Below are 13,629 nucleotides of genomic sequence, written 5' to 3' on the forward strand. Positions count from 1 at the left end.
TTAACGTAGAAATTTTGGCAACATATTGAACTATAACGACTTAATATCATTCCTCCTACAATTTGTCGCGCGTGGCTGACGGCTCGATACTGGCCTCCTCAATTCCCGACCCGCCCAACCAAGAAGGCGGGAAGGCTTTTGGCGAGGGCCAGAAAGACAACTGTCATGCAGATTTCCGATTTCTCCGACATGCCGGTCGCCCGGCGTCCCTGGTATCTTCATCTCTATGCGCAGGTGCTGCTGGCGATCGTCGCCGGCGTGGCGCTCGGCCATTTCGCGCCGCATCTGGGGGAGGCGATGAAGCCGGTCGGCGACGCCTTCATCAAGGCGGTGAAGATGGTCATCGCCCCGGTCATCTTCCTGACGATCGTCACCGGCATTGCCGGCATGCGCGACATTGCCAGCGTCGGCCGGGTCGCGGGCAAGGCCTTCGCCTATTTCCTCTTCTTCTCCACCCTGGCGCTGGTCGTCGGCATGATCGTCGCCAATGTGGTGCGGCCGGGCGCTGGCCTCAACATCGATCCCGCCACGCTCGACGCCAGCAAGGTCAGCGAATATGCGCAAAAGGCGCATGACAGCACGCTGACCGGCTTTCTGACAGGCATCATCCCCGACAGTTTCCTGTCCGCCTTCGTCAGCGGCAATATCCTTCAGGTGCTGTTCGTTGCGATCCTGTTCGGGGTCGCACTGGCACTGATCGGCGATCGCGGCGCGCGCGTGCTCGACCTGCTCGAAGATGTCTCGACCGCCGTGTTCAAGCTGGTCGCGATCGTCATGAAGGCCGCGCCCGGCGGTGCCTTCGGCGCCATGGCCTTCACCATCGGCAAATATGGCGTCGGCACGCTCGCCAATCTCGCCTTCCTGGTCGGCACCTTCTACCTTACCTCGGCGCTGTTCGTGGTCGTGATCCTGGGCCTGATCGCGCGTGCCGCCGGTTTCTCTATCTTCGGCCTGATCCGTTACCTGAAGACCGAATTGCTGCTGGTGCTGGGCACCTCCTCGTCGGAAAGCGCGCTTCCGGCCCTGATCGAGAAGATGGAGCGTGCGGGCTGTCCCAAGTCGATCGTCGGACTGGTCGTGCCGACCGGTTACAGCTTCAACCTCGACGGCACCAATATCTACATGACGCTGGCCGCGCTGTTCATTGCGCAGGCCACCGGTGTTGATCTGTCGATCGGCGACCAGATCCTGTTGCTGGGCGTGGCCATGCTCTCGTCCAAGGGGGCGGCGGGCGTGACCGGCGCGGGTTTCATCACGCTGGCGGCGACCCTCTCGATCGCCCCCTCCGTGCCGGTCGCTGGCATGGCTCTGATCCTGGGCGTCGACCGCTTCATGAGCGAATGCCGCAGCCTGACCAACTTCATCGGCAATGCGGTGGCGACGGTCGTGGTCTCGCGCTGGGAAGGGAAGCTGGACCGGGCGCAGTTGCAGGCCGCGATGCGGGGCGAGGGCGGGGTGCCGTCCCCGGCGGTTCCGGCGCTCGCCAGCGCCGTTCCGGCTGAATGAGGCGCAGCCATCATGGTTCGTTTCTCCTGCGCGGCCACGCGCCGCCCCATCGCCGTCTCCGCTCTCACCCTTGCCACCCTGCTCGCCACGCCGGCATGGGCCGACGACATGCCCGCTGAACCCGCCAGCCTCTATCCCGCCGATGCCGTCGGCGAAGGATCAGTATCGGGCGGTTATGCCCTGTCGCGCTGGGCGGAGGACTGGCGCAGCAAGGCTGATCCGCAGCAGCGCGATGACCTGTTCGATCGCCTCAAATATCTGCCGCTTGACGATGATGGCGACATCTATCTGACGCTCAGCGGCGAAGCGCGGGTGCGGGTCAATTACACAACCAACCTCAACCTGCGGAACGCCGGCAGCCAGCGGCAGGACATCAACCGGCTGGTCGGTGGCGCCGACCTGCATGTCGGGCCACATCTGCGCTTCTATGGCGAAATCGCCCATGGCGGCATGTCCGGTGACAATATCGGCACGCCGTCGGGATCGCTGCGCAATGATCTGGTGCTGCTCCAGTCCTTTGCCGAACTGAAGGGGCGGGTTGCCGGCATGGATCTGGGCCTGCGCTATGGGCGTCAGGAATTTACCGACGGCCCCAATCTGCTGACGTCGCAGCGCGACAACAACACAATCCGCTATGCGCTGAACGGCGTGCGGGCCTGGGCACGGACGGGATCGCTGCGCATCGACGCCTTTGATTTCAAGCCGACGGCTTTGGGCAATGGCGGCATCGACGATAACAAGGTCGAGCAAGGGCGGCGCTTCTCCGGCTTCACCGCCGGAATCCGGATTCCCGAAAAGGCGCTGGGCGGGTCGGAGCTCTATCTCGATCCCTTCTTCTGGCGGTTGCGCACCAGCGAAGCGCTGTGGGGCGGCGTGACCGGCCGGGTCGAGCGCTTCTATGCCGGCGCGCGTCTGTGGGGGGAGGTTGGCCCGGTCAATCTCGACTGGACCGTCAACCACCAGTTCGGCGATTTCGACGGGCGCGACATCAGCGCCTGGCAGCTCTTCTTCAATCAGAGCTACAAGCTGCCGGGCGACCTGCCGATGGGGCCGCGCATCGGCTTCCACGCCGATTATGCCAGCGGCGGCGGCACGTTCGAGGGTGGCACGCTGAAGGCCGCCTATGCCCCCTTCGGCAATAATATCTATTACAGCTACCAGCTGTGCATGACGCCGACCAACCTCAAGACGCTGGCGCCCAGCCTGACCCTGTCGCCGTTCAAGAGGGTGAAGGCGACGATGGAATATCAGTTCGCCTGGCGCGCCGATGAAAATGATGCGGTCTATCGCGCCAACAAGTCGATCTTCGCCGGCACCCAATCGGTCCCCGGCCACAAGATCGGTGAATCCATCCGCGCACAGATCACATGGTCGATCACGCCGCGCCTGTCCTTTGTCGGGCGCTACGAGCATCTGGATGCAGGCCCGGTGCTCAGCCGCGCCGGCTATGGCAACAGCGATTATCTGGCCGGCTGGCTGAGCTTCCGTTTCTGAAGGTGGATGGGGTGGTGCGCATGACCTGACGGACAAGATTGGCGAACGCGCATCCGGCCGCCCGGCCCCTTTCCACGCAGATTTGGAACCCACGATCATGATATCCTCCTCCAGTCCGGCGGCATCGCGCCGCCGGCCCCTGTTCAAGAAGATCCTCCTTACCCTCGCCATCCTCCTCCTGGTGCCGGCGATCGCCGCCACCGCATTCCTGTTCCGTCCCATGGCCTCGCCCGCTGGCAAGGCGGCCGGCAATGACCAGCCGGTCGATGTGCTGGTGATCGGCGGCGGCATCATGGGCGTGACACTGGCCACCTATCTCCAGGAGATGGAGCCGGACTGGCGGATCGACATCTATGAGCGGATGGACAAGGTCGCGCAGGAAAGCTCCAATGGCTGGAACAATGCGGGCACCGGCCATTCGGGCTTTGCCGAGCTGAATTATACGCCGGAAAAGGATGACGGATCGATCGCGACCGAAAAGGCCGTCGATATCGCCGAGCAGTTCGAGATTTCGCGCCAGTTCTGGTCGCATGAGGTCAAGCAGGGCCGCCTGCCCAAGCCGACCGACTTCATCAACGCGACGCCGCATATGAGCTTCGTCTGGGGCGACGATAACATCGCCTATCTGCACAAGCGCCGCGATGCGCTGGTCAAGAACCCGCTCTTCTACGGCATGCAATATTCGCAGGATCCCGCACAGATCCGCCGCTGGGCGCCGCTGGTGATGGAAGGGCGCGACCCGAAGCAGAAGGTGGCGGCGACGTTCATGCCGCTCGGCACCGACGTCAATTTCGGTGTCATCACCACCCAACTGACCCATGCGCTGACCCGCAATCCCAATTTCAACCTGCAGCTTGGCCATGAGGTGCGCGGCCTGCATCAGAATGCGGACAAGACGTGGAACGTCACCGTCCATGACCTCAAGAAGAACAGCGACGCCGTGGTGAAGGCGAAGTTCGTCTTCATCGGCGCGGGCGGGGCCTCGCTCAAACTGTTGCAGATGTCGGGCATTCCGGAATCGAAAAACTATGCCGGCTTCCCGGTCGGCGGCCAGTTTCTGGCGTTCGAGGGCCCGGCCGCGACCAGCCGTCACAATGTGAAGGTCTATGGCAAGGCGGAGGCTGGATCGCCGCCCATGTCGGTGCCGCATCTCGATGCGCGCAAGCTTGATGGCAAGTCGGTGACCCTGTTCGGTCCCTTCGCGCTGCAGAGCACGAAATTCCTGAAAAATGGCTCGTCGCTCGATCTGTTCGCTTCCATCTACAAGAATAATGTCGGCGGCATGATGAAGGTCGGCGCGGAAAATCTGGATCTGGTCCGCTATCTGGCGCAGCAGGCGACGCTGACCGATGCCCAGCGCCAGGCCGAACTGGTCAAATATTATCCCAATGCCAAGCGCGGCGACTGGAAGCTGATTACCGCGGGTCAGCGCGTGCAGGTGATCAAATATGATACCAAGAAGGGCACGGTGCTGCAGTTCGGGACCGAAATCGTCACCGATAAGGATGCCAGCATCGCCGCACTGCTGGGCGCTTCGCCTGGGGCCTCGACCTCGCCGGCGATCATGCTCGAAGTCATGCGTCGTGCCTTCCCGCAGCAGATGGCGACCAACTGGAAGCCCAAGGTGGCGGCGATGGTGCCCTCCTATGGGCAGAAGCTCAACGCCAGCCCGGACCTCACCAACCGCATCCGCCGCATGACCAGCCAGACGCTGGGCCTGCCCTATATAGAGGTGCCGGCGGGCCTGAATGGTGCGATGCCCGATGCCGGCGCCAAATTGCCGGCGAAGCGCAACCTCAATTCGGAACAGCAGGCGCTGTAACGACCGGACAGGGGAGGGGCTGGCGCGCGATCGCCAGCCTGTTCCCTGTCCCTCAGCCTATCGGCGGGTGATGCCGGCGCCGCCATCCACCGGGAACACGCCGCCGGTGATCCAGGCGGCTTCATCGGACGCAAGGAACAGCACCAGGTTGGCGACATCCTCGACCGTGCCGAGCCGGCCGAGTGGATGGCGCAGGATATTGGCGGCCAGCGCGGCGGCCGGATCGGGCTGTTGGTCGAAGGAGGCGCGCAGCATTGCCGTGTCGATCGAGGCCGGGGCGACGCAATTGGCGCGCAGACCGTCGGCTGCGACTTCCAGCGCAAAGCCCTTCATGAAGGTTTCGAGGCCGCCCTTTGATGCGGCATAGGCGGCCAGGCTGGGCGCGCCCATGCGGGCATTGATCGAGGAAATGAAGACGAAATTGCCGCGGCCTGCGCCCTGCATGGCGGGAGCGAAGGCCTGCACCAGGCGGACTGCGCCACCGACATTCACGTCATAGACCGTATTGAAGGCCTGGGGCGAGGAGGCGAAGATGCCCGCCTGTTCGGTCGCGGCACCGGCATGGACGATGATGTCCGGCGGCCCAAGCCGTGCCAGCAGGTCAGCCGCGCCCTGCGCGATGCCGGCGTCGTCCGCCAGGTCGCACATCCATGCCTCGTCTCCCGCATCGGGGGTGATCCGGTCCATCGCGACGACATGGGCGCCCTCTGCCTTGAAGCGGACGCAAATGGCCGCGCCGATGCCGCCGGCGGCACCGGTGACGAGGGCGATCTTACCGGACAGGCGGGGCATATCTTCTCCATTCGTATTTATAAAAGCAACATATCATCTGGTGATGCGCTCGCAATGGCATAATTCTGACAATTTCAGATTGACGTGTTGCTAAATGAGCGATAATTGAAGCGGAAACAGGAGAGGAAGGGGTTCCATGAAGGTCAGTGGCGTATATCCGGTTCTGCCCACGCCGTTCGATGCGTCGGGCGCTATCGACGATAGCGGCATGGATGCGATTGTCGATTTCGTCGTCGATTGCGGTGTCGATGGCGCAGTCTTTCCGGGCCTCGCCAGCGAATATGACATGCTCTCGCTCGACGAGCGGATCGGCCTCATTACCCGGATCGCCACGCGCATCGATGGCCGCATCGGCTTCATCATCGGCGGGTCCAGCCCGGACGTCGACGAAAGCCTGGCGCTGATCCGTGCGGGCAAGGCGGCGGGTGCCGCCGGCGCGATGGTGATGACGCCGGGCGCGCTGGCCGGCGACAATGACGCGCTGGCCGCCCATTATCGCAAACTTGGCGAGGCTGGCCTGCCGTTGATGCTGCAAAATGCGCCCCGACCGATGGGGGCGGGCCTGAGCGCCGAGGATGTCATCGCCGTGGTCGGCGCCGTCCCCGCCATCCACTGGGTCAAGGAAGAGAATATGCCGTGCGGCCAGCGGATCAGTGCGATCCGCGCCGCCGCGCCCGATCATCTGCTGGGCGTGTTCGGCGGGGCCGGTGGCCGCTACATCACCGACGAACTGGCGCGCGGCGCGATCGGCACCATGCCGGCGGCCGAACTGCCCGAGGCGCATGTGGCGCTGATGGCCGCCCATCTGGCCGGCGACGGCGATGCGGTGCGCACCCATTATGAACGGATGCTGCCGCTGCTGATGATGCAGGCAGTGTTCCGCTGGCGCCTGACCAAGGAAGTCTTGCGCCGGCGCGGCCTGATCGCCGACGCCTTCACCCGCGCGCCCGGCCCGGAACTGGACGAGGGCGACCAGCGCGAGCTTGACCGCATCCTCGCGCGGATCGACGATTGGACCGGAATCGGCGTGGTGCAGGGCTGAAGGATATGGGCGCGATGGACGATGTGATCGAGCGGCTGGACGTCTTCACCGTCACCATACCCCGCGACGTGCCCTATCTGGGCGCGCTGGGGCCGGGCGAGGAAGTCAACGCGGCCGGCTATATCGTCCGGCGCCGCAATGGCACCATCTATCCGACGGTCGACCGATCGGTCGTGGTGCGCGCCACCACCCGATCAGGGCTGGTCGGCTGGGGCGAGACCTATGGCCTGGTCGCGCCGGGGGCGATCCACGAACTGGTCGATGATGTCATCGCGCCGATCCTGGTCGGTCGATCGGCCCATGATGTCGAGGTGATCTGGGAGGATCTTTACGACCTGATGCGGGTTCGCGGCTATCAAGGCGGTTTCTGGCTGGATGCGATGGCGGCGGTCGACATCGCGCTGTGGGATATCCATGCCCGCGCCGTCGGCCTGCCGCTCTGTCGCTTGCTGGGCGGGCAGCGGCGCGAGACCATTCCGGCCTATGTCTCCGGACTGCCCGAACCGACATTGGAGGCCCGCTGCGCGCTGGCGAAACGCTTCGTCGACCAGGGGTTCGACGCGATCAAGTTTGCCGGTGTCGTCAGCTTTGACGGGATCGAGACGGAGGCGAAGGCGTTGCGCGCCGCGATCGGCCCGGACGTCAAACTGATGGTCGACCTGCACTGGATGTATTCGGCGGCTGAGGCGGTGGCGCTCATCCGCCGGCTGGAACCGCATGACCTTTATTTCGCCGAGGCACCGGTCAAGCCCGAGGATGTGGCGGGGCTGGCCGATGTCGCCGCCCGTGTCGCGACGCCGATCGCCGCGGGCGAGGAATGGCGCAGCGTGTTCGACGCCCGGCCAAGACTGGAAGCGCGCGCGGTATCGATCGTGCAGCCCGAAATGGGCCATACCGGCATCACCCAGTTCATGCGCATCGCCCGGCTGGCGGAGGCCCATCATGTCCGGGTGATGCCGCATGCGACCATCGGCGTCGGCATCTTCGCGGCGGCCAGCCTGCATGCCGCCGCGGCGGTGCGCGACCTGCCCTATCATGAATATCAGCATTCGATCCTGCCGCGTTCGGCGCAATTGCTCGACGGGCGCCTGTCCTGCACGGCCGGCGCCTTTGCCCTGCCCGAAGGACCGGGGCTGGGGGTGGCGCCGAACGCGGCCTTCTGGAACCATGTAACGCGGGGGCGGCAATGAGATATCTGGGCTGGCTAAACGCCATGGTCGGACGCTAGAAACGGCCATGCGCACGAAAATCAACGCCCAGCCCAACCAGAGCCTGATCGATGGGATCACCACGCTTCAGGCGCTCGCTTCCTCGCCCGAGCCGATCGGCTGCCGCGAACTGGCGCGACAGCTGGATTCCGATCCGACCAAGATCAACCGCCTGCTCAAGACGCTGGCCTATCTGGGCATCGCGCGACAGACTGCGAACCGCAAATATACAGCCGGGCCGGGCATGCATGTGCTGGCGGCGCAGAGCCTGTTCGCGTCGGGCCTGATCCGTCGCGCCCTGCCGGAGCTGGAGCAGCTGCGCCGCTACGGCCATACGGTGGCGATGGGCGTGCTGTGGAACGACAGCGTCTCCTATCTCTTCCACGCCCCGCCGGGGATCGAGGCGTCGCGCGGCCTGGGCCGTATCGGCCTGTTGCCGGCGACGACCAGCGGCATCGGCATCGCCCTGCTCGCGGAACTGGAGGATGCCGATGTGCGCGAACTGTATGAAGGGCGCGACATTCCGATGTTCCCCGACGGCATCGACAGCCTGCTCGCCAAGCTGAGCGAGGTTCGTGCGCTGGGCTATGCGCGCGTCCATGTGGCGGATGAGCGCGACCATCATATCGTGTCCGTGTCGATGGGCGATCCGGTCCATGCCGGCATCGCCATGTCGGGCTGGATTCCCGAGGGGGCGACGGCGCCGCTGGTCGAGGCCCTGCGTGAGGCGGCGCAGCGCATCGGGGAGTAAGTGTTGCTTCATGCGATACAAATATGCCGCTATATCGATTTTTCTTAGCAAAAATGGCCAATTGCATCGATATAGAAGCAACAAATTTCAGATTTCGGGATTGACACGTCGCTAATTGTGCAACAATTTCCCTCTCAGAAGCACAATGCTCGCACAGGAGGGGATGAAGATGCGCAAGGTAGCAAAATGCGCGAGCCTGTTGGTACTGGCCACCACGGCCGCGTTTCCGACGATCGTAGCCGCCCAGGAAAACGCAGAGCCGCAGCCAGCCCAGGCGGCGGACGGCGCGGTCGCCGATATCGTCGTCACCGGCATTCGTCAGAGCCTGAGCAAGGGCATCGAGACCAAGCGCCAGGCTGTCACCTTCGTTGACTCGATCGTGGCCGAGGATGTCGGCAAGCTGCCCGACCAGAATATCGCGGAATCGCTCCAGCGCGTGTCGGGCGTGCAGATCCGCCGCTCGCTGGGCGATGGCACCAGCGTGTCGATCCGCGGCCTGCGTCAGAACCGGACCGAGGTGAATGGCCGGTCGCTGGCCAGCCCCTTCGGTCGCGGCCCCGGCGTGCCGGCCGATGCCGATTTCAATCCGCTGTCGCTTTATCCCGCCGAACTGATCAGCCGCCTGGAAGTCACCAAGCTGCTGTCGGCCGACCAGATTGACGGGTCGCTGGGCGGCACGGTCAACATCATCACCCGCAAGCCGCTCGACGCGCCGAACACGATGGTCGCCGGCCGGATCGAGGGCAGCTATGCCGACATGCTCGACCGTAAGGGTGTCAGCGGTTCGCTGCTCTATTCGCGCAATTTCGATGATCGGTTTGGCGTGCTCGTGAATGTGACTGCATCCGACCGGCCGATCCAGGAAGACAGCTTCAACAGCTTCGCCGGCTTCCTGCCGCTGACCGGCGCGTTCGACCCCAATGGCGATGGCGTGGCCGACAATGATCCCAATGGCGACGGTCTGGCCGGCACCTATATCGCCGACCTTCGCTACCAGCGGCTGCGCGAACGCCGCAAGCGGCTTGGCGCCAATGTCGTGTTGCAATGGCGACCCACCGACGAACTGGAGCTGTCGCTGGACACCGTCTATGCCGCCGGCAAGGCCAAACGCCGACGCAACTGGTTCGCCGTCGCGCTGACCAGCAATGGCGCGGACTATGTCGACTACAGCTTCTCGCCCAATGAGGTGCTGGTCGCGGGCACGGTTCGCCGGCCGCTGCAGGGCAATGACGAGCGGCTGACGATCAAGGATGACTCGCTCTCCAGCGCGCTCAACCTGCGTTATGAGAAGGGGCCGTGGACGATCAAGGCAGAGGGCAGCTATTCGGACGCCCAGCTCAATTACAACCAGACCTATGTCCGCACCCAGACGCGGGCATCCTACCTGACCTCGTTCGATTTCACCGGCGGCGGTGTGCCGCAACTGACCCTGCCGTCGGGCGTCGACCTGCTCGATCCGTCGCTCTACAATTATTCCAACTTCTTCGATAACCGCTTTGAATCCAATGCGAAGGAATATGCCGGCCGGGTAGATCTGCGCTATGCGATCGAAAGCGGCGTGCTGGACTCCTTCGAGGTCGGCGGCCGTATCGCCAAGCTCAAGACCGCGCGCAATTCGCTGCTGTCACAGCTCACCTCCTCGGTCCGCCTGACCGATCGGGATGCGGCGCTCTATGAGGTCGGCAGCTTTCCCGATCTGCTCGGTGGCAAGGCGCCCTTCGCCCAATCCTATCTGGTCGGCAATCCGTTCGGCACCGGCGCGGACTTCGCCTGCGAGGCGATATTGGGCAGTTGCACGCCGCGCGTGCTGGACCCCACCGCCTCCTACAAGCTCGATGAAGTCACCAAGGCGGGCTATGTGAAGCTCAATCTGAAGGGCGACCTGGGCAGCATTCCCTTCTCCGGCAATATCGGCCTGCGTTACACCCGCACCGACCGTGATGCGGTGTCCGCGCTGCGCCGCGCCGACGGCACGTTCCAGCCGGTCACCGCCTCGCCCTCCTATGAGGACTGGTTGCCGAGCGCGGTGCTGAAATTCGACCTGACCGACAAGCTGGTGGCCCGTGTCGGTGCGGCCAAGGTCGTCGGCCTGCCGGACTCGCAGGATCTGAGCCCCGGCCTGCTGCTCAACCGCATCGTCTATACCGGGACCGGCGGCAATCCGAACCTCAAACCCTTCCGCGCGGATCAGTATGACGTGTCGCTGGAATGGTATTTCCGCCAGGGATCGGCGCTGACGGTCGGCCTCTTCTACAAGGATATCGGCTCCTTCCTGACCACCCGCTCGACCTTCGAGGATGTGCCGGGCGAGACCCAGCAATTCCTGGTCACGCGCAAGGTCAATGGCGAGGGCGGCAAGCTCAAGGGCGCGGAAGTGATGCTGCAGCTGCCGTTCAACTTCCTGGATGGCTTTGCCAGTGGCTTCGGCATTCTGGCGAACTACAGCTATATCGACAGCAGCACGCCGTTCGTGAATGCCCGCACCGGCGCTACCCTGCCGCTGGAAGGGCTGTCCAAGCATAATGCCAATCTGGTCGGCTATTATGAAAAGGACGGGTTCGGCCTGCGCGTCGCCTATAATTATCGCTCGGGCTATCTCGACAGTGTGACGGCGGGTGGCGAAGGCTCCTTCTTCAAGCCCTATGAGACGATCGACGCATCGATCCGCTATGATTTCGGCGCCTTCGGTATCTATGCCGAGGCCGGCAACCTGACCAACGAGAAGCAGATCCGCTATACCGGCGCGCCCGAAGCGATCGCCCTCTATGCCGAGCAGGGCCGCCGCTTCGCCATCGGCGCCAACTTCAAGTTCTGAGGACGGGATGACTATGCTGATCGCGGGCGATTGGGGATCAAGCAACATGCGCCTCCACCTGTGCCGGGTGGAGGAGGGGCGGCTGATCCCGGTCGAGACGGTGCGTGGCAAGGGCGCCAAGGATGTGGCCGATCATGAAACCGCCTTCCGCGCGGCGGCAGGGGATTGGATCGATCGTCATGGTCCGATGCCTGTGCTGCTGTCGGGCATGATCGGGTCGACCATCGGTTGGCGCGAGGCGGCCTATCTGCCTTGCCCGGCCGGACCGGAGGCGATGGCCGGCGCGCTGCTGCGGTTCGAGGCGGCGGGATGCCCGATCGCGATCGTGCCGGGCCTGTCGTGCCGCAACATCTTCGGCCAGCCCGACGTGATGCGGGGCGAGGAAGTGCAGCTGTTCGGCTGGCTTTCGGGCGTGACGGATGATGACACCGAACGCCTGATCTGCCTGCCGGGCACCCATGCCAAATGGGTGCGGACACAGGGACGGACGGTGCTGGATTTCGTCACCTCGATGCAGGGGGAAATGCGCGAGTTGCTGCTCGCACATGGCCTGCTCGGCCGGTCGCTTGCCAAGCCCTATGACCCCGCCGCGTCGACCGACATCGCCGCCTTCGATGTCGGTGCTGGGCTGGTGGTCGATGATCCGACCTTGGCGATCGAACATGGGCTGTTCGCGCTGCGCAGCCGTATCCTGATGGGGGAACTGACCAGCGACGCCGCGCCCTCCTTCCTTTCCGGATTGATGATCGGTGCGGAAATACGCGACGCGGTCGCCGCCCATCGCGCGCGGGGCATGGCGGTGGACACCATCGTGCTGGTCGGCGCGGAACTGCTGGTCGATCTCTATGGCCGGGTCTGCGATCGGCTGGGGATCGCGACTGAGAAGGCGGCGGGCGACGGCACAGCGCTGGCCGGCCTGTCGGCGATCGCCGCGCGCATGGAGGCCGCCACCGCATGATTGAGGGGAAGGCCCGCAAGATCAGATGGGCGATCCTGGCGATGCTGTTCGCCTCGACCGTGATCAACTATCTCGACCGGCAGGCGCTTTCGATCCTGGCGACGACGGTGCAGCAAGACCTGCATATGGATGACATCGCCTATGCGCGCGTCGTCCAGGCTTTCCTGATTGCCTATACCTTCGCCTATCTGATGGCCGGCCGGGTGACCGACTGGCTGGGCACGCGCCTGTCTTTGGCGCTGTTCGTGGGCTGGTGGTCGCTGGCGAACCTGTTGACCGGCTTCGTCCGGTCGGCAGGGGAGCTGGGCGCGGCGCGCTTCGCGCTGGGGCTGGGGGAGGCCGGCAACTACACCGCCGGCCCCAAGGCGGTATCGGAACATTTTCCGCCCAAGGAACGCGGCATTGCGCTTGGCATCTATACGGCCGGCGCGATGATCGGCGCGACGCTGGCGCCGCCGCTGATCGCCGGCATCGCGCTGCATTTCGGCTGGCGCGCGGCGTTCATCGCCACTGGCGCGGCGGGCCTCGTCTGGCTGGTCGTCTGGCTGATGGTCTATCCGCGCAGCGCGCCGGAGCCGAAGGAGGAGCGGATCAGCGAGGGCGCGCTATGGGGCCGTATCCTGCGCGACCGGTCGGTCTGGCTGCTCGCCGGTGCCCGCGCGGTCGCCGATCCGGTCTGGTATTTCTACCTCTTCTGGTTTCCCAAATATCTGACCGATATCTATGGCCTGACCCTGATCGCGGTCGCCTCCATGGCGTGGATCGTCTATCTCGCAGCCGACCTTGGCAGCATCGGCGGGGGCTTCTTCTCCAGCCGGTTGATCGCGCGCGGTGTGGCGCCGGCAACCAGCCGCATCATCGTGATGGGTGCGGCTGCGCTGGTGGCGCCGCTCGGCGCGATCGCGGCCAGCCATCCGGCCCTGCCGATCCTGTTCGCGCTCGCCTCTGCCGTGGCCTTCGCCCATCTGGTATTCCAGATCAATATCAGCACGCTGATCGTCGATCTCTATCCCACCCGCATCGTCGCCACCGTGTTCGGCGTGGTCGCGGCGGGCAGCGGGCTTGGCGGGCTGCTCTCGACCCAATTGGTCGGCCAGCTTGTCGCGGGCGGCGCGTTCGAACGCAGCTTCCTGCTGATGGCGCTGCTTCATCCGATCGCCTTTCTGCTTGCCTTCCTGGCGCTGCGCAGTGCGCGCCGATCCAATGGGGAAGGCCAACTCGTCCACGCATAACAACAAGTG

At 64.5% G+C, this 13,629-nt stretch carries 10 protein-coding genes; 9 read left to right on the top strand and 1 reads right to left on the bottom strand.

The genetic code is table 11. The features are described 5' to 3' along the window. Positions 1–165: 165 nt before the first annotated feature. The 3 genes from BRX37_RS06705 (at position 166) to mqo (ending at position 4,822) form a co-directional block, all read left to right on the top strand. On the top strand, positions 166–1,506 hold the full coding sequence (locus BRX37_RS06705) for a dicarboxylate/amino acid:cation symporter (RefSeq protein WP_125986007.1): 1,341 nt from the start codon (positions 166–168) through the stop codon (positions 1,504–1,506). Between the two features lie 12 nt (positions 1,507–1,518). Beyond that, positions 1,519–3,000 carry an alginate export family protein gene (locus BRX37_RS06710; protein WP_125986008.1) on the top strand — a complete coding sequence of 494 codons (1,482 nt, stop codon included), beginning with the start codon at positions 1,519–1,521 and terminating at the stop codon, positions 2,998–3,000. 97 nt (positions 3,001–3,097) lie between these two features. Next, entirely contained in the window at positions 3,098–4,822 is a 1,725-nt protein-coding gene (gene mqo / locus BRX37_RS06715; RefSeq protein ID WP_125986009.1) for a malate dehydrogenase (quinone), read from the top strand. A 57-nt stretch (positions 4,823–4,879) separates the two neighbouring features. Here the strand turns inward: mqo and BRX37_RS06720 are convergent, their stop codons facing one another. Next, a complete protein-coding gene (locus BRX37_RS06720) occupies positions 4,880–5,614 on the bottom strand; it encodes an SDR family NAD(P)-dependent oxidoreductase (protein WP_125986010.1) in 735 nt (244 codons plus the stop codon). A 136-nt stretch (positions 5,615–5,750) separates the two neighbouring features. Between BRX37_RS06720 and BRX37_RS06725 the strand changes: the two genes are divergently transcribed. The 6 genes from BRX37_RS06725 (at position 5,751) to BRX37_RS06750 (ending at position 13,620) form a co-directional block, all read left to right on the top strand. Further along, positions 5,751–6,656, top strand: a complete 906-nt coding sequence (locus BRX37_RS06725) for a dihydrodipicolinate synthase family protein (RefSeq protein WP_125986011.1) — start codon at positions 5,751–5,753, stop codon at positions 6,654–6,656. A 14-nt stretch (positions 6,657–6,670) separates the two neighbouring features. Continuing rightward, positions 6,671–7,846: a mandelate racemase/muconate lactonizing enzyme family protein gene (locus BRX37_RS06730; protein ID WP_125986012.1), complete on the top strand. Its 1,176-nt coding sequence runs from the start codon at positions 6,671–6,673 to the stop codon at positions 7,844–7,846. A gap of 46 nt (positions 7,847–7,892) precedes the next feature. Beyond that, complete coding sequence (locus tag BRX37_RS06735; RefSeq protein WP_004207194.1) at positions 7,893–8,615, top strand: IclR family transcriptional regulator; 723 nt, start codon at positions 7,893–7,895, stop codon at positions 8,613–8,615. 169 nt (positions 8,616–8,784) lie between these two features. Beyond that, entirely contained in the window at positions 8,785–11,430 is a 2,646-nt protein-coding gene (locus BRX37_RS06740; protein WP_318276620.1) for a TonB-dependent receptor, read from the top strand. 7 nt (positions 11,431–11,437) lie between these two features. Next, a complete protein-coding gene (locus BRX37_RS06745) occupies positions 11,438–12,388 on the top strand; it encodes a 2-dehydro-3-deoxygalactonokinase (RefSeq protein ID WP_318276621.1) in 951 nt (316 codons plus the stop codon). Further along, a complete protein-coding gene (locus tag BRX37_RS06750; protein ID WP_037521939.1) occupies positions 12,385–13,620 on the top strand; it encodes an MFS transporter in 1,236 nt (411 codons plus the stop codon). The genes BRX37_RS06745 and BRX37_RS06750 overlap by 4 nt, the downstream gene beginning before the upstream one ends. The last annotated feature ends 9 nt before the right edge of the window (positions 13,621–13,629 follow it).

Source organism: Sphingomonas sp. S-NIH.Pt3_0716 (genome assembly GCF_003950715.1).
Lineage (GTDB): Bacteria > Pseudomonadota > Alphaproteobacteria > Sphingomonadales > Sphingomonadaceae > Sphingobium > Sphingobium yanoikuyae_A.